Annotated in this window: 18 protein-coding genes; 11 read left to right on the forward strand and 7 right to left on the reverse strand. The window is 54.4% G+C overall.

Features of this window, described 5'->3' with window-relative positions:
* Window positions 1–21: 21 nt before the first annotated feature.
* From dmul_RS09495 to dmul_RS09510, 4 genes are all read left to right on the forward strand, one after another.
* On the forward strand, window positions 22–264 hold the full coding sequence (locus dmul_RS09495; protein WP_020878087.1) for a hypothetical protein: 243 nt from the start codon (window positions 22–24) through the stop codon (window positions 262–264).
* Between the two features lie 242 nt (window positions 265–506).
* Window positions 507–1460 (forward strand): metal ABC transporter solute-binding protein, Zn/Mn family, encoded by a 954-nt coding sequence (locus dmul_RS09500; protein ID WP_020878086.1) that lies wholly within the window; start codon window positions 507–509, stop codon window positions 1458–1460.
* Between the two features lie 226 nt (window positions 1461–1686).
* Window positions 1687–2559 carry a hypothetical protein gene (locus tag dmul_RS09505; RefSeq protein WP_020878085.1) on the forward strand — a complete coding sequence of 291 codons (873 nt, stop codon included), beginning with the start codon at window positions 1687–1689 and terminating at the stop codon, window positions 2557–2559.
* Complete coding sequence (locus dmul_RS09510; protein WP_020878084.1) at window positions 2556–3050, forward strand: DUF6475 domain-containing protein; 495 nt, start codon at window positions 2556–2558, stop codon at window positions 3048–3050. The genes dmul_RS09505 and dmul_RS09510 overlap by 4 nt, the downstream gene beginning before the upstream one ends.
* A gap of 236 nt (window positions 3051–3286) precedes the next feature.
* Here dmul_RS09510 and dmul_RS09515 read toward each other — a convergent pair whose 3' ends face one another.
* Window positions 3287–3496: a hypothetical protein gene (locus dmul_RS09515; protein ID WP_040416018.1), complete on the reverse strand. Its 210-nt coding sequence runs from the start codon at window positions 3494–3496 to the stop codon at window positions 3287–3289.
* On the opposite strand from dmul_RS09515, the gene dmul_RS09520 reads away from it, so the two are divergent.
* The 4 genes from dmul_RS09520 to dmul_RS09535 all read left to right on the forward strand — a co-directional run bounded on the left by dmul_RS09520 (window position 3495) and on the right by dmul_RS09535 (window position 8674).
* Window positions 3495–4457, forward strand: a complete 963-nt coding sequence (locus dmul_RS09520; RefSeq protein ID WP_020878083.1) for a glycosyltransferase family 2 protein — start codon at window positions 3495–3497, stop codon at window positions 4455–4457. The genes dmul_RS09515 and dmul_RS09520 overlap by 2 nt on opposite strands.
* Window positions 4454–4945, forward strand: coding sequence for a GtrA family protein (locus dmul_RS09525; protein ID WP_020878082.1), 492 nt, complete (start codon window positions 4454–4456; stop codon window positions 4943–4945). The genes dmul_RS09520 and dmul_RS09525 overlap by 4 nt, the downstream gene beginning before the upstream one ends.
* A gap of 608 nt (window positions 4946–5553) precedes the next feature.
* Window positions 5554–6630 (forward strand): hypothetical protein, encoded by a 1077-nt coding sequence (locus dmul_RS09530; RefSeq protein WP_144016411.1) that lies wholly within the window; start codon window positions 5554–5556, stop codon window positions 6628–6630.
* Window positions 6631–7105: 475 nt separating this feature from the next.
* Complete coding sequence (locus dmul_RS09535) at window positions 7106–8674, forward strand: DUF2079 domain-containing protein (protein ID WP_020878080.1); 1569 nt, start codon at window positions 7106–7108, stop codon at window positions 8672–8674.
* A 32-nt stretch (window positions 8675–8706) separates the two neighbouring features.
* Here the strand turns inward: dmul_RS09535 and dmul_RS09540 are convergent, their stop codons facing one another.
* The 6 genes from dmul_RS09540 to dmul_RS09565 form a co-directional block, all read right to left on the reverse strand.
* Complete coding sequence (locus tag dmul_RS09540; RefSeq protein WP_020878079.1) at window positions 8707–9624, reverse strand: ABC transporter substrate-binding protein; 918 nt, start codon at window positions 9622–9624, stop codon at window positions 8707–8709.
* Window positions 9625–9626: 2 nt separating this feature from the next.
* A complete protein-coding gene (locus tag dmul_RS09545) occupies window positions 9627–10412 on the reverse strand; it encodes an ABC transporter ATP-binding protein (protein WP_020878078.1) in 786 nt (261 codons plus the stop codon).
* Window positions 10413–10414: 2 nt separating this feature from the next.
* A complete protein-coding gene (locus dmul_RS09550; protein ID WP_020878077.1) occupies window positions 10415–11482 on the reverse strand; it encodes a FecCD family ABC transporter permease in 1068 nt (355 codons plus the stop codon).
* Window positions 11483–11515: 33 nt separating this feature from the next.
* Window positions 11516–12292 carry a precorrin-4 C(11)-methyltransferase gene (gene cobM / locus dmul_RS09555; protein ID WP_020878076.1) on the reverse strand — a complete coding sequence of 259 codons (777 nt, stop codon included), beginning with the start codon at window positions 12290–12292 and terminating at the stop codon, window positions 11516–11518.
* Window positions 12293–12312: 20 nt separating this feature from the next.
* Window positions 12313–12747, reverse strand: a complete 435-nt coding sequence (locus dmul_RS09560) for a hypothetical protein (RefSeq protein ID WP_020878075.1) — start codon at window positions 12745–12747, stop codon at window positions 12313–12315.
* Between the two features lie 179 nt (window positions 12748–12926).
* Window positions 12927–13289, reverse strand: coding sequence for a SpoIIAA family protein (locus tag dmul_RS09565; RefSeq protein WP_020878074.1), 363 nt, complete (start codon window positions 13287–13289; stop codon window positions 12927–12929).
* A 660-nt stretch (window positions 13290–13949) separates the two neighbouring features.
* Between dmul_RS09565 and dmul_RS09570 the strand changes: the two genes are divergently transcribed.
* The 3 genes from dmul_RS09570 to dmul_RS09585 all read left to right on the forward strand — a co-directional run bounded on the left by dmul_RS09570 (window position 13950) and on the right by dmul_RS09585 (window position 17206).
* Window positions 13950–14336: a hypothetical protein gene (locus dmul_RS09570; RefSeq protein ID WP_020878073.1), complete on the forward strand. Its 387-nt coding sequence runs from the start codon at window positions 13950–13952 to the stop codon at window positions 14334–14336.
* A gap of 713 nt (window positions 14337–15049) precedes the next feature.
* Window positions 15050–15250 (forward strand): Flp family type IVb pilin, encoded by a 201-nt coding sequence (locus tag dmul_RS09580; protein WP_020878072.1) that lies wholly within the window; start codon window positions 15050–15052, stop codon window positions 15248–15250.
* Window positions 15251–15553: 303 nt separating this feature from the next.
* Window positions 15554–17206, forward strand: coding sequence for an IS1634 family transposase (locus dmul_RS09585; protein WP_236886006.1), 1653 nt, complete (start codon window positions 15554–15556; stop codon window positions 17204–17206).
* Window positions 17207–17284: the final 78 nt, after the last annotated feature.

Consider the following 17284-nt stretch of genomic DNA (forward strand, 5'->3'; position numbering starts at 1 on the left):
GGCCTTTGGGAAAGGAGCGACATGCCGAACACCGATCATCTGAAGCGGATCGAGGTCCACTGTTATGCGGGGTACCGGGGCGAAGAGACGCCCCGATGGTTTCGCATCGGCGACCATGCCGTCGCCGTCCGGGAGATCCAGGATCGCTGGATGGGGCCGGACCATCGCTATTTCAAGGTGACCGGCGATGACGACGCCCTCTATATCCTCCGCCACGATGTGTGCGGCGGGTTCTGGGAACTCGTTTTCTTCAAAAGGCGATGAAAAGGCGGAGGATCCCGGCGGCGTCTTGACGGGAATCCCTGAATTGGGGTATCGAACAATGTGTGGTTTCAGTATACGCTCCCGCGTGGGTTCGTCCCGGGCAGGGGCATCTGTTTTTATACGCATTTCAACTCTCGACTTTCATGATGGTGAACGAAACCGCGTGGGGCGCGGGCCGTATCCTCCCGGCACCGGCCTATGAAAATCGAAAGTAGAGCACTCATCTCGAGAGGTGTGCCTTCATGTTGCATCGCGCTGTCTTCATGGTTTTCATGGCCGTCGTCGGATCAATGTCGACCGCTTTCCCGGCCGGATCCGAAACCGCCGTTTTTGTCAGCATCCTGCCCCAGAAATATTTCGTGGAGCGGATCGGCGGAGATCTTGTCGACGTCCACGTCATGGTCCCGCCCGGTGCCGGCCCGGCCACCTACGAGCCCAAACCGCGTCAGATGGCGGCCCTTTCCCAGGCACGCATCTATTTTGCCGTGGGCGTACCCTTCGAAAGGGCGTGGCTCGACAGGATCGCCGCCGCCAACCCCGGCATGCGGATCGTCCACACCGACGCGGGCATCCAAAAAATCCCCATGGCGGCCCATCATCACGAGGGGGAGCACGGCAAGACGCCGGACGCCAAGGGGCGCCATTCCGGGGTCCATGGCTCGGACCGGGCGCCTGAACCCGACGCCCACCAACACGAGGCCGGCACGTCCCTCGACCCCCATGTCTGGCTATCGCCGCCGCTGGTCAAGATCCAGGCCCGCCACATTCTCGAGGCCCTCTCGACCGCTGACCCCGGGAACGCATCGGTCTATGCCGCGAATTACCGGGCCTTCCTGGAAGAGATAGAGGCCCTCCATCAGGAGCTCCTCACCGTTTTCAAGGATCGGCAAGGGGAAGCCTTCATGGTGTTTCATCCCTCGTGGGGATATTTTGCGGCTGCTTACGGCCTCCGGCAGATCGCCATCGAACTTGAGGGGAAGGCGCCCAAGCCGGCCCAGGTGATGGACCTGATCGCAACCGCCAGAACCGCCGGCGTCAAGGTCATCTTCGTCCAGCCCCAGTTTTCCACCAAAAGCGCCCGGGTCATCGCAAACGCCGTCCAGGGCGAAATCGCCATCGCCGACCCCCTGGCCGAAAACTGGCCCCAAAACCTCCGCACCCAAGCCCAAAAATTCCAACAAACTCTAAAACCTTAAAACCCTGAAACCCTAAAACCCTAAAACCCTAAAACCCTAAAACCCTACCCACCACCAACCCGAAGGGCCCCCTTTCCCCCCTTTCGCACCACCCCCCCACCTTTATGCTATTGAGATCCCTGTCGACCGTACGTCAGGGTCGGAAAGTTCCCCGACCCTTTTTCCCGGGCCCTGCCTGGGCCCGCAACCTTGTCTCGGGGCACGCCGGCCCCGAAGGAGGCATCCTGTGAGAAACGAAAGCTGGATCAAGGTGTATCGGAAGCTGTTGGACAAACCCATCTGGAAGAATTCCACGCCGGAGCACAAAACCGTTCTGATGACGCTCCTGTTGATGGCGAACCACGAGACTGGGGAGTGGGAATGGGCGGGAGAAGAGTTCGATGTCATGCCGGGGCAGTTCGTGACCTCCCTTTCCGCGATCCAGGAGCGGGCCGGCCGCGGCATCAGTCTGCACAATGTTCGTTCCGCGCTCCGAAAATTTGAAAAACTCGGATTTGCCGCAAGCGAAAGCACACGCTGCGGACGGCGGATTACCATTTTAAAATGGGAGACTTATCAGGGGCCTTCCCCTGCCGTGCGCAAAGCTTCCCGCAAAGCAGGCGCAAACCTGCCGCAAACCTGCCACAAAGCAGGCGCAACTAACAAGAATAACCAGAATGAGAAGAAGGATCAGAAGGGAAGAATTCTCTTTGGGCTCCGCCCTGACGCCTTCGATCCCGGGGACGACGTGATCCTTACCGTTCCGCTCCGGGCCGGGGACGGGTTTGCCGGCATCACCCAGGCAGGGGTGGCGGATCTCCAGGCCCGTTTTCCGGACGCCGACGTGGCATGGGAGCTCTCCCGCCTCCGGGACTGGAACATCGCCAATCCCGACCGCCGCAAGAGCCGGGTCGGGTTCGGCCGCCACGTGAACTTCTGGCTCACCCGAAGCCCGAAACGGGGACCCGTGTCCCGTCCCGGGGCCGGGCGGAAGGCTGGGGTGGTAACCCTGCCGGACGGCAAAGCCGTGAGCCGGGCCGGGTATCAGACCGCCCTGGCGGGCATGCGGGTGGCGCAGAAGCTCTTCGGCGGGGGCGGGGAACAGGGAGCCGAGCGATGAGCCCGACGGATTTCGATCGGTTCCACGCGGCCGTGACCACCCTGGCCGTGGAGCATGACCGGGAGATGTCGGTCCAGCAGATGGAGATCTGGTGGGCCGAGCTGCGGCGCTACCCCATCGCCGCGGTGGAGGCGGCCCTGCGGCATCTGTTGCGCACCCAGCGCTTCTTCCCCAAGCTGGCGGAGATCCTCGCGGCGGTGGAGGGAAACCAGAAAGACCGGGCCCTGGCGGCGTGGGAGACGGTCTACGCCCTGGTCAAGGCCGGAAAGAGCGCCGAGGCCGCATCCATGCCCTTCGACGACGACGGCATCCAGACCGCCGTCCGCAGAATCGGCGGCTGGTCCCGCCTCCGCATGATGAAGGAGGACGAGGTCCCCTTCCGCCAAAAGGATTTTGTCACGGCGTATGAGGGGGGGGGTGGGGGGGAGAGGGTTCGGAGAATTGGAGGGGGGGAGGGAGGAAGAAAGGGGGTTAAGTGTTTAAGTGATTAAGGTTTTAAGGGTGTTAGAGTGTTAAGGGTTTTAAGGGGTTCAGGGTTTGGTGCTTGGGGTTTGGAATTTTATCAGGGGGGTGGGTGTTGCCCTTGAAATCAGGGTTGATGACGAGGCGTTTTGAATATGTGGCAAAGATCTTGCTTTTCTTTTACGGTCAAACGGCGCTAAAATCCACACACTGCAATCGCAAAAAAGTTTGTTCGGGTGAAAAGCAATGGAATACAGCGCCATTGTCATCGGCGGTCAGCGAACTCCATGTTGATGAATTCTACCAAAAAGGCATCATAAAAAATTGCAGAACGCCAAAATTCGTCATGAATTGCCAAAAATTGTTGAAAATTTTCCCATAAGGATGCAGACTGCGTTGCGTTTTCAACACGGAGAAGTTTCAGGTATGAACCTGCACGCGTTCGATCCAAAAGCACGCCTATGAAAATATCCATGATTATCCCTGTTTTCAATGAAGAGGCCGCGATTCCCTGTTTTCTGGATACTGTTTATCCCATCCTTGACGCGGAATCAGCCTACCGATTCGAGCTCATCTTCATCAACGACGGCAGCGAAGACAACACCCTGGATATTCTGTTGGAAGCGCGAGACGCAGACCCCCGCATCAAGATCATCGATCTGGCGAGAAACTTCGGCAAGGAGCTTGCCATGGCGGCGGGGTTCCAGGCGGCTTCCGGCGATGCGGTGATCCCCATGGATGTCGATCTCCAGGACCCGCCTGAAATCATCGTCGATTTTCTGCGCAAGTGGGAAGAAGGATATGACGTGGTGCTGGGCGTCCGGCGGCGGCGTCATGCCGATACGCTGTTCAAACGCCTCACGGCGGATTTGTTCTACAGGATTTTCAACGCCCTTTGCGGCAAACGGCTCACCCCCAATGCCGGCGACTTTCGACTGATCAGTCGACCGGCACTCGACGCCCTGAACAATCTTCCCGAACGGGTTCGGTTTACCAAGGCGCTATACGCCTGGGTGGGATTTCGAAAGACCGCCGTCGAATATGACCGGCCGGCACGTATGAACGGCACATCGAAATGGAACACCTGGAAACTCTGGAATTTCGCTCTTGACGGCATCACCAGCTTCAGCACCCTCCCGCTGCGCATCTGGAGCTACCTGGGCATGCTGATCGCCTTCATCGGCTTTGCCTATGCCGCCTTTCTGACCTTCCGAACGCTCATTTTCGGCCGGGATGTCCCCGGTTATACGTCGTTAATGGTGGTCATGCTGGTTCTGGGGGGGCTCATTCTCATCTCTCTCGGCGTCATCGGCGAATATCTGGGGCGCGTCTTTGAAGAGACAAAGGGGCGACCGCTCTATATCGCCAGAAATTATATCGGGTTTGACGACGTTCCAGAATCCTGTCGTCTCTCACGGAAGATCGGCAAGATATGATTGTCGGGAAAGAAACATCGCTGCAGGCGTTTCGATATTTCCAGGCCGCTGTGGCCGGAACACTCGCCAATTTTTTCTCGCGTTTTCTTTTTGCGGAATGGATGGAGTTTGGATGGAGCGTTATCATTGCGAATTATGTGGGGATGATCATCGTTTTTCTCTTTTCCTACAAGAGGGCCTTTGGTGCAGCCCAGGTAGACGGATTGATGATCGGTAAATTTGCACTTGTTGCCCATGGAGGGCTGTTGCTGGTGTGGGGCGTATCCACCGGCACGTTCCAGCTCGTAGAGAATATCTTTCCCATGTTGTTGTCGCCCGAAACGGTCTATCCGGCCCTGAACGAAACAGCAGCCGTCAATTGGGGGCAGATCATCAAGACAGGGACCGAAGGCTGTTGTCACGGCATCGGTATTTCAGTTGGGTTTTTGGCGAATTTCATCGGACACAAACGATTCAGTTTTGCCGCGGGCCAGTTCGGGATAACCTGATTCGGCTGTGATGCGTGAATATTGAAAACCAGTTACATTTTCAGCCTGGCAACGACGATACTGCACCACAAGAGACCCTGGAGAGATCATTGAACTGGAAAAAAATTTCACCCTACCTCATTCCCTCGATTACAAATGTTTTTTTTATTTCCCTGTTTATTGTTTTATCGGTTTTCCCGGAAAATGGGCTTTTGAATGACGGAGATACCGGATTTCACATTCGCATCGGCGAATACATCATGGAAAACCTCGCCATCCCCAAGAACGACCCTTTTTCATTCATATCTCCACCCCTTTTTTTTACCGCCCATGAATGGCTTTCCGCCGTCATTATGGAAAGCATCCATAGCATTGCCGGGCTCACCGGGGTGGTGCTGTTCTTTGCATCGATCATATCCTTGACTTACAGTCTGTTGTTTAAACTGTTTGTTGCCGAAAACGATAACATATTCATTTCCGTAGCCCTCGTATTGTTACTGACCGTCTCTTCCGCGGTCCATTGGCTGGCCAGGCCTCATGCTTTTACCCTTTTGTTTACGGTGATCTGGTATTATTTGCTCCACAAACACCAGGAATCCCCGGACAGAAACTTGTCAAGCCTCTGTTTCATGCCCTTGATCATGGTGTTCTGGGTCAACCTGCACGGCGGGTTTCTCGTCGGCTTTATCCTGAACGGCATTTGTATACTTGGAAACCTCGTGGAATATGTGCGGATGTCGGGAGAAGATCGGAACATTTTACGACAAAAAATGATCGATCTTTTTTCTGTAACCCTTTTCTGCGTCCTCGTCTGTCTTATAAATCCCTATGGTTGGCACATCCTCATTTTTCCTTTCCAACTGATCTCACAAGACTTCATGATCAATTATATCGGTGAATTCCAGTCCCCGAATTTTCACACCGTGCTGCTTTCATTTTTTAAATATTCGGTTCTGTTATCGATCACGCTCATAGCGCTTTCCAAAAACAGATTGAAACCCTATGCATTAATTTCGATTCTGGTTTTTTTGAGCATGTCGCTGACGTCGGTCAGGCATGTCCCATTGTTCTGTATCATTGTTTTTCCCATTTTACTTGGCCTGGTCAGACCGATGATTGAAAACCCCAACAGCAAGATCGGCATCTTTTTCCATACGAGATCGGCACGCTGCCGGCAAACAGACGCCCAGGCCAAAGGGGCTTTATGGCCCGTCATCGTTGTCATCCTCGTAATAACCGCCGCCGGTTCGGAGCGTCTAACCCATGGTTTCGACCCTGAACTCAAACCAATGAACGCCATGGCATTCATCAACTCCGAAGACATTCCCGGCAATATGTTCAATGAATATGAAACAGGCGATTTCATCATTTATTCCACTTGGCCCAGGTACAAGGTCTTCATCGACGGTCGGGCGGATATGTATGGAGAAGATCATCTCAAAGCGTATGATACCGTGATTAAAGCCAAACAAGGCTGGCAGGACATCATCGAAAAACACGATATCACCTGGATGATGGTGAATCCTTCGTCGCCGATTTCTTCTTTGCTGTGGGAAATGCCGGGTTGGCATTTGATATACGCGGATAAGGTATCGCATGTTTACGTCAGGAATATTCGGAATAACCAGAGACTGGTCGAAAAATATCAAAATATAGTGCCGGTTGATACCCGGACCGATGAACTCACGGCGGCTGTTTCCTTATAGGTTCCAGTTTAACGTATTGATTAACTTATTCATTTTATAGATTCCTGTGGAATGAAAAACATATTGAGAACATTTTAATGTTTCGACCGGATGAACCAAATTTTAACCCCCTGAGATTTTTTGATGCCCAAAAGGCGGCAAATGCTCGATTCTGGATAACCGAGAAAATTCCTCTAATCACGCGTCTTCCTTATGGCTTATGGGAAAATTCAAGGAACACGTAATGAAAATGTTCAGTATATCGAACTTCCATCTACTATCCTGAATATTTTGGGTCACCCTGTTCCAGAGTGGATGGAGGTCCGTTCGCTCTGTGAGCCTCCGTGCACGGAACTGCGGCCGATTTTGAGCGTACAACCTAAAGAGAGGAAAACGATTGTTGGCGAATGGAAAAACGTCGATCGATATGCGCCGGCATTAATAATTTTGGAAATTTTGTCAATTGAGCTGAGTTTTCGTTGGTTTTAATAAAAATATGAGAAAATTATTAATAAACAAATACCGATATGCGCTTTTTATTTTTATCAGCATACATTTTTTACTTATCTTCCTGACGGGAGTGTTCCGATACTGGGGAAATCTCACATCGATAAATGACCTTGGCGTTTTTGATCAGGCTGTTTGGGGAGGACTGCATGGAGATCTTTTTCTGAATACGAGTCAATTGAACGAAAGAATCAATTGGCTCGCTTTTCATTTCCATCCAGTACTTTTGATATTTATTCCATTTTATTATTTAATTTCCTCCCCGCTTTGGTTTGTTTCGACGCAAGCCTTGGCGATATCATTGACAGCATGGCCTATTTACCTTTTGGGGAAAAGGATATTCAACACCGAAAAAGCCGCGGTAATATGGGCTATGATTTATTTGGTAAACCCTTTTGTTCTGAATGCCGCAGCCTGGGATTTTCATCCTATCTCTCTGGCTGTTCCCTTTGTGGCTCTGGGAATGCTGTCGGTGGAGACAAAAGATTTCAGGCTGATGCTTCTATCGGCTTTCATTCTTTTGTTATGTAAAGAACATCTGGGTATCATGGTTGCCGGCTTTGGTGTCCTGTGGTGGATCAAAAACAGGCAGTGGATACCTGGGATGACTTTGATCATTGCAGGTATAGGCCATTTTTATCTGGTGCTTAAAATCATTATGCCTGCGCTTTCGCCTACCGGACAACATGTCATGGTCAGTGATGGGCTTGGACAGTTGAGCCGTTATGCCTGGCTCGGTCAATCAGTAGGTGAGATCATTGCTTTTGTACTACTAAACCCGGTCGATGTGATCGGTACGGTTCTTTTTAAAATGGGTGGTCTTATCTATTTGCTTTCACTTCTCATTTCGTTTTTGGGCTTTCCTCTTCTATGCCTTTTTATGCTTTTTCCCGCGGCGGCAGACTTGGCAACCAATCTGCTTTCAAGCAACCCCATGCCTCGAGCTTCCATTGCCTATCACAGCGTCACCCTCATTCCGATTTTTACGGCTGCGTCTATTTACGGGATAAAAAATACTGCAAAATGGATCCAGAGGTTTTCCGTAATAAAGTTGTCGGGCTTGGTTCTTATTGCCAGTATAATTTTAGGGTACTGTTCAGCGCCCCTTCCTTTGCCCTGGGCAAGAAATTTTTGGGCTCCGGTTTCTTTCGTAAGTCTTCCTGATCCAAGAATACATGAGATTGGTTTGGGCGTGGGACAGGAGGCCTCGATTTCAGTACAGGCAAATGTCGGGTCACATTTTTCCCAACGTAAAGAAATTTATCGGTTTCCCAACAAACTGGACGAGGTGGATGCGGTGGTTCTATGGATAGATACTCCCACGAAAAAAGTTCATATCGATTCTGAAAAGCGGCGGTACATCATAGGAACGTTGGATCAACATTTGCAGTTAGATAGAGATGATTTCATTCATTCAGTGGAAAGGCTTCTAAAAGATGATAATTTTAAGGTGCATTACTGGAACGATCCTTGGCTGGTTTTCAAGAGAGGTTACGGTATTCAACAGGATATTTCCGAAATTAAAAAGAAGATAGAAGAATTGGAACGTGAGTGGTAAATCGCACGATACTTTGAGGGCGCAACATATCGCTATTTCGAATACAACATCCCCTCAACCCTCAAAATCCCCTCGATCAACCGCATCCCCGGCCTCGAAACGATCATCTCATCGATCAGGTAAACCTGATTCTCTTTTACGGCCTTGATGACGGAAAAGCCCGGCTCGGCCTTGATCATTTCCACGGTCACCGGGTTCATGGGGCCGTGCTGGGCGAGATAGACGTCGATCTCGGCGGCCTTGGCCAGGATGCGTTCCTTGCCGTAGGCGGCTATGTTGGTCTGGCGCATCTGGTCGGCGTCGGCAGCCACGTTGATGCCGCCGGCCGTTTCCACCACGAACATGGCGATGGCGTCCTTGGAAAAGGTCTTCATCTTCTGGTGGATGGCTTCGAAGTAGACCCGCTTGCGGGCTGCCGGTGGAATTTTTGACACCCGTTCCCGAACCTCGGCCACGGCGGACTCAAAGGTCCGGACCATCTTTTCCGCTTCGCGCTCCCGTCCGGTGAGGCGGCCCAGGTCCCGCCAGTAGGCATACATGTCGGCGATGCCTACGGGCTGGAGGGAGACCACGACGATTCCCGCCTGCTCCAGCTTCCTGACGAACTCGCGATAGACCCGATCGATCAGGGGGCGGACCAGCACGAGGTCGGGCTTTGCGGCCATGAACTTTTCAGCGTCGTCATGGTAGCTAAACATCGGCTTCTGCCGGGCCTCGGCCGGATAGTTTTCGTTCCGGCCCACGCCGATGATTTCCTTGTCGAGTCCCAGCGCGAAGAGGTTTTCAGTGTGGGCACCGTAGAGTGAGATGATCCGGGAAAACGGCGTCTTCACGTCAATCTGCCGGCCGGACCGGTCCTTGACGGTAGCCGCTTCGAGCTCATCCTGGGGGATCCCCGCGGTAACGGACAGAACAATGACAGGTAAAAGGATGACCATTCTTGGAAGCATGCTCACGGCGCCGCCTTTCGCTCAAAGCTGACCCGGAGTTTCCGGGTGTAAGGGTCTTCGTGGATGTGGGACCAGACGCCGAAGACCTGTTGGATATTTTCGCGGGTGAGGACGGTCTCGGTGTTTCCGAAATCGACGATGCGGCCGTCCTTCATGAGGATCAGCCGATCGCAGTAGCCGGCCGCGAGGTTGATGTCCTGGATCACGGCCACGACCAGCTTCCGGCGGTGCCGCACCTCGTCGGCCACCAGGTCCATCAGGGTGAGGGTGTGGCGGATGTCGAGGTTGGAGGTGGCCTCATCCAGCATCAGCACCGGCGTCTCCTGGACCAGGGCCCTGGCGAAGATGACCCGCTGCCGCTCGCCCCCGCTCATCTCGGTCATGTAGCGGTGCCGGAAGGGGAGGGTGTCGGTGCGTTCCATGATCTCCGTCACCACCGAAAGATCCCGGACCGAGGGCGGGGCGAACCGGGGCATGTGGGGGTATCGCCCCATCATCACCACATCGAGGGCCGTAAAGGGGAAGTTGATGTAAAAATTCTGGGGCACCAGGGCCAACTCCCGGGCCAGCTCCCGTTTCCGGTAGGCGGAAAGGTCCCGTCCCTTGTACCGTATCCTGCCGGCCTGAGGTTTGTGGAGCCCCATGAGAATGTCGATGAGGGTGCTCTTGCCGCAGCCGTTGGGCCCCAGCACGCCGTAAAAGCAGCCGGGTTCGAGATCCAGGGAGAGGGATTTGAGAACCGGCCGGTCCCCGTAGGCAAATGAAATGCCGTCCGCTTGAAAGGCCATGGCTAAACCGATGTCCTTCCCATCTGCTTTTTCCGGAAAATGTAGCAGAAGAAAGGCCCGCCGATAAGGGCGGTCAACACGCCGATGGGAATCTCGTGGGGTAGCACCGCCCGGGTCACCGTATCCGCCGTGACCATGAGGATGCCCCCTGCCAGGAGGGCGGCGGGCAGAAGCCGCCGGTTGTCCGGGCCGGTGAGGGAGCGCATCATGTGGGGAACCAGGAGCCCCACAAAGCCAATGATCCCCGATACGGAGACGCAGACGGCCGTCACCAGGGAGGCGGTGACCAATACCGCCAGGGTCACCCGGCCGGTGTTGACCCCCAGGGAAGCTGCCGATCGGTCCCCCAGGGCCAGGAGGTTGAGGTCCCGGGAAAAGAAGAGAAAGACGAGGAGTCCCAGACAAACGAAAATGAGCGTGAACCCCACATCGCCCCAGGTCCGGGACCCGAAGCTGCCCATGAGCCAGAAGATGATGACGGAGACCTGCTCGTCGGCCACGTACTTGAGAAAGCTGATGGCGGCCGAGAGGATGGAGGCCACGATGATGCCCGAAAGGATCAGGTTGTTGGAGGAGAACCCACCCCCCGAGGCGGAGAGATAGAGCACCAGCATCAGGGTCAGGACGGCGCCGCCAAAAGCGAAGACGGGGATGGAAAAGGTTCCCATGGCCGAGATGTTCAAGAGCAGCGCCACGGCTGCGCCAAAAGCCGCGCCGGCGGAGACCCCAAGGGTGTAGGGGTCGGCCAGGGGATTGAGAAGGATGCCCTGGAAGACGCACCCCGACAGGGCCAGGCCGCCCCCCACGAGGGCGGCGGTGAGGATCCGGGGCAGGCGGACCTCCATCACCACCACCGGGAAAGTCTCGTCCATGCCGGACAGCACCGCGCCGGCATCCGTGATCCTGGCGGCGATGATCCGAAGGACCTCGACGGCGGAGATGGGGATATACCCCATGCCGGTGGACACCACGACGACCACCACCATAAGCACTGCCAGGGCCCCCAGGATCACCGGCCATCCGTAACCCGATCGGCCGTTCCGGGATTTGAGGGGATCGATCATCTCCATGATTGACGCGAGGCTTGCCGCCGCGAGAATTCGCTAATCCTCCCCCCGACGATATTCATGGGTGAAACCCTTGTCGTAGAGGCGGGATTTGGGGCTGATGCCGGCTGATGTCTGGGCCAGGGCGTCGCCCACGATGATCAGGGCCGTCTTCCGGATGTCTTCCTGTTTCACCAGGGCTGCCAGGCCGCCCACGGTGGTGTTGAAAATCCTTTCTTCCGGCTGACTGACGCGATAGACCACGGCCGCGGGCGCATCCGGCCCGTAGGTCTGTTCCAGCACCGCCGCCACCGACTCGATCATGCCGACGCTGAGGTAGACGGCCATGGAGGCCCGGTGTCGGGCCAGGGACGCCAAGGCTTCGGCCTCAGGCACAGGGGTCCGCCCGGCCATTCGCGTCAGAATGAGGGTCTGGCTCACCTCGGGAAGGGTGTATTCCAGGCCCATGGCCGCGGCAGCGGCAAAGGCGGCGGTCACGCCGGGGATGACGTAAAAGGGAATATTCCGATGCCTGAGCGCTGCGATCTGCTCGGCAATGGCGCCGTACAGGCTGGGGTCGCCGGTGTGGAGGCGCACCACCCGCTTTCCGGCCCTATAGGCCTCGGCCATGTCCGCCAAGAATTCATCCAGGTGCATGCCCGCGCTGTTCCGGATCTCGCAGGCGGGACGGGTCCACTGGAGCAGGGCTTCGGGGACCAGGGATCCGGCATAGACCACGAGATCGGCCTGCTGGAGGGCTTTCTGGCCCTTCACCGTGATCAGCTCGGGATCCCCCGGGCCGGCGCCGACAAATGCGATGGGATAGGTTTTCATGGATTCCTCGGCAGCTTGCCTCAAAAGGCCCCGATCTGGCAGGGGGTGACCTTGATGGACAGGGCTTCCAATGCCGCTGAAATTTCCATCCGCGGGATCCCGAGCGTATCGGCGATGTCCCATGCTGCCTTGCAGGAAATCCGGTCGTCCTGGACCTGCTTCTGAATCGCCGCCTTGAGTTCGGGCGACACGGTCTGGGCCGGTTTGACGATCTTCTTTTCCGGGGTGTACCCAAAGAGCCCCAGCTGGCACTTGGCGATCTTGAGCTCCATCAGATCAATGGCTCTGCCGACATCGCCGGGGGAAACCCCCAGTTCCGATGCAGCGGCATGGGCGGCGGCACAGGAGACCCCCCCTTCCTGGATACGGGTTTTGAGCGCGGCGGCAATCCGGGGATCAAGGACGGTTCCCTTGGGGTGTTTGGCTGCATAGTGGCCGGCATCTTCGTGTGTCATTTGATTCCTCTCACCAGAATGATCTTGTTGAAAACGGTTTTGCAGAAAAGGTATCCCACGCAGTCAGGATACCACAGCGGGAAGTCAATACCACAATCTTTTGAACCGAAAAAGGAAAAAACGGCTGGAAACCCCGGACCTGTCCGGCGCGATGTGCACCTTGAGCCGTGGAACCGGGGCTAATCGGATTGAATCCAGTTGACGGCGGACTTGAAATCCGAACGTTCGAAGTATTCGGCGCGGATGCCCCCGAAAAGGCCGAACAGGGCGATCCAGTGCTTTTTCCAGCCCTGATCCCCCAATACGGCCATCCGTTCGATGTGCGGCGCGTATTTCTTGGCAAACCCAAGGTCGTCGTAAATGGATTCGGCGCTGTTCAGGGTGGGGTAGGATTCCATGACCACCATAAGTCTGATCTTGCCGTGCTCCCGAATCCGTTCTTCCAAAGTCCGCTCGATCTCCGCCGTCTCGCGGCTCGAGATCGCCTTGCGAACGTGCACGGCCACACAGTTGGCCAACGACGGTGGGCTGTTTTCGAGCATGAGTAAACTTCCTTGTATGAGAGGCTGAAGACTGAAGGCTGAAGACTGAAGGCTGAAGACTGAAGGGGTCCCAACGCGCTGTTCGTCGCAAGTTTACCCCGTCAGGTTAGGATTCGAATTCAATCTTCGGTTTTCGGGTGTACGGATAGCGCTTGAAACCTGAAAGGGACTAACCGCCCCGTTCGTCACAATTGCACCCCTTCAGCCTTCAGCCTTGATTTTTCGGGTGACCGGATAGTGCCTCAAGCCTGAAGAGAAATAACCGCCCCGTTCGTCACAATTGCACCCCTTCAGCCTTTAGCCTTCAGCCTTGATTTTTCGGGTGACCGGATAGTGCTTCAAGCCTGAAGAGAAATAACCGCCCCGTTCGTCACAATCGCACCCCTTCAGTCTTCAGCCTTCAGCCTTCAGTCTATGCTTTTATTTCTACAGACTGGGCTATTCCCTCTCCAAACCAATTTGAAAACACTGAAAGTCGCATTTAACACAAAATATAGGACCAGCTTCATCATTACGCAAGCAGCGGATAAAGGGATGCGGGTAACCGGGAAGGTGTTGCAACGGCTCTATTATCCATGATGGGCGGGATTTTGACAAATCAGCTTAATATGTTTAATTTTATAACAAAAAGAATGCGTTCCGTGAAAGGAGGTGATGCGTATGAAAAAACGGCAAAAAGAAACCAGCCACAGAACGGCTCTCTTCTGTATCTGGACCATCCTCAACCAGGACATGCTGATTGCGCACTTCAAAATTTACGTGTTCCTGGGCACGCTGGTGGTGCTCTTCCTTCACTTGGCGGGAAAGATCGGCACGACGGTGGCGCTGGGGGGTCTCTTCGTCGGCGGTCTTTCAATCATGATTCTCATGGCGATGCTGATCCAGGCGCGCAAAAAGAGCCTCCTCGCCATTCGCGATCCAGAGCTGCGCGAGATCGCGCATGAGGCGATGATGGTCTATATTCACCGCAAGAAGCTGACGCCGCGCGAAAAGAAGTTCCTCATCAAACGCCTCGAAAAGCATGCCTGCACGCTGGGGCATTGCTGAGCCGCGTCCACTCGTCAACCTCCTCAATCCACAATTCGCCGTTGTCGCATCGGGTTTCCACGGCAAGCAAAAAGATAGATTGCGACAAGCGGCGCTCCTTTGCCATTTCCCAAGGGAAAGATGTTCTATGAATCAGCCTCCGCAACCGCGCGAGGCTGAGCTTTTAATCCCTCCTGAAATTTTTATAGTATATTATTTTAGATAGATACAACTCGTTATATAAAAAGTTATAGACAGGCGGATTTGTTTTTTTGTATAGATCCAACACCTATAAAAATTTGAATAGGTATTGACCTTTTTTGATGAGACCGGCAGCGGGGCAATGCAGTCAGAGGATGCAAAAGGAATGATGTCACCAAACGATATACGTTGCCGGGAGACATTTTTTGTATCTGCAGAGACAATCTTTGAAATGACGGATCCTGTTCAATGAAAAAAAATGTTGAATGCAGCCGATTGAATCGGAAACTCTTTTCCATAACTATTTTGATTGAATGATATTTGTGCACTACCTGGTCGTCCGAAACAACAGAATCAAGAACCCGACGATTAAGTGGCATGATAGGTGCATAAGGCAGGCAATAGAAATAAAGACCAGAATGCAACGCCTAAAAAAGGGGGTGGTGCTCAAAAAAATCGAAGAGTTCGGAGGTTCTTTTTTACGCATCAATTGAGCTGAGCCATAAATTGAACATGAATGGAGGATTTTGAGAATGAAAAAACTGATGGAGAAGATTGTTGATTTTATCAAAGAAGAAGACGGTGCGATTGCGGTTGAGTATATTTTGTTGATCGTGTTTGTCGCGTTCCTAATTCTGGCTGGTGGAAGTTATTTCGCGGATAAAGTTTCAGATAAATATAAAGACATTGGTAATAAGATAAACACCATCAATGGTAATATAGCTACAAATTAATAAATTTTAATATGTTACAATACTATCAAAATTTGGTTAAACAAAGAAGATGGTATTTTAGGTATTGATCGAGTTTATACAACTTGGGTTTGATTTTTGTAGGCAGAAAACCACCCCAAATTGGCCCGCCACCACCACTCGCCCCTAATAATTACAGGCTATTGGGTTTACCCGGCCTTCTCTCAACCTCAAAAACGCGTAGGCACACGAATTATCAATTTTCTATTGACTCAAAGGGAATAAAATGTCATAAACGTAAACATGTATCTGCGGTCTACGAAGCGAAAGAACAAAGACGGCTCCGTGGTCGAATATTTCCAGCTGGCGCATAACGAGCGCCACCCGGATACCCGCAAGCCGGTTGCCAAAATCATCCACAACTTCGGCCGTGCCGACCAGCTCGACCGGCAGGAACTGATCCGGCTGTGCAGATCCATCGCCCGGGTATGCGGGATAACCGTCGTCGATCCTCTCGATGATGAAGTTCTGAGCGCCACACCGCCGGGCGAAGCGGGCTTCTTCGAAGACCTGAAGATCCAGAAAACCCGCGCCTTTGGTTGCCCGATGGTCATCGAGGCCCTCTGGGAGCGGCTCGGACTGAAAAAGACACTGGAAGGCGTCGTCAACGCCAAAGGCCTGCGGGTTCCCTATGAAAGAGCCCTGATGGCCATGACCGCCAACCGGCTGTGCGATCCCGAGTCCAAGCTTGGCGTATGGGACCGCTGGCTCTCCAGGGTCTATCTCCCTTCCTGCGACGGTCTCCAACTCAAACACATGTACGAGGCGATGGACCTGCTGTACGCCAATGCGGACAAGATCGAGGAGGCCATCTTCTTTCACGTCGCCGATCTCTTCAATCTGGAGGTCGACCTGATCTTCTATGATACGACCACCGCGTCTTTTCATGTGGACCAGGAGGACGACCCCGACCGGCACGCCAATGCCACCCTGCGCAAGTTCGGCCACTCCAAGGAGGGCACGTGGAGCCCCCAGGTGGTGGTCGCCCTGGCGGTGACCCGCGAGGGCATCCCCGTGCGCAGCTGGGTGCTGCCGGGCAACACCTCCGACGTGGCGACCGTCGAGAAGGTTCGGGCGGACCTGAGGGGCTGGAACCTGGGCCGCGCCCTGTTTATCGCCGACTCGGGCATGAACTCCGAGGACAACCGCAGGGAACTGGCCAGGGCCTGCGGCAAGTACCTCCTGGCCTGCCGCATGTCCAACGTGGCCGAGATCCGCAAAAAAGTCCTGAGCAAGCGCGGCCGCTACACCGTTTTCAAGGACAACCTCCATGCAAAGGAGGTTGTGGTTGGCGACGGCGAGCGGCGCAGACGCTATATCCTCTGCTACAACCCCAGGGAGGCCGAACGGCAGCGCAAGCACCGGGAGATGACCGTCGCCATCCTGGAGAAGGAGCTTGAATCCCACAAGGATGCATCGGCAACCGCCCAATGGGCCATCGAGCTGCTGGCCTCCCGCCGCTTCAAGCGCTATCTGACAGTCACCAAGACCAACAAGGTCCGCATCGACCGGGCCAAAATCCGGGAGGCGAAGAAGTATGACGGCAAGTGGGTCCTCGAAACCAATGACGACACCATCAGCCTGGAGGACGCCGCCTGCGGCTATAAAGGCCTGATGGTCATCGAACGCTGCTTCCGCTCCCTCAAACGGACTCAGATCAAGATGATGCCCATGTACCACTGGGCATCCCGGCGCATCGAGGCCCACGTCAAGATCTGTGTCCTGGCGCTCCTGATCGAGCGTGTCGCCGAGCTGGCCTGCGGCAAGCCATGGCACCAGATTCAGGCGGCGCTGGATGAGCTTCAGATCACAGAATTTTTTAATTTAAATTTTCGTGTGCTCATGCGAAACGAGCTGCCCACAAAAACCATCAACATTCTTAAATTGTTAAAGATCACTCCTCCAAAGCAGGTCATCGAGCTGGAAAAACTGACCTGAAAACAGCCCGATTTCGTAGACACACGCTGAATCTCGTTCATTCGCGCGGATGCCCGTGCGTCAAGCCTTCGCGCGATT

It is taken from the genome of Desulfococcus multivorans (assembly GCF_001854245.1).
In the GTDB taxonomy this organism is placed as follows: Bacteria; Desulfobacterota; Desulfobacteria; order Desulfobacterales; family Desulfococcaceae; genus Desulfococcus; species Desulfococcus multivorans.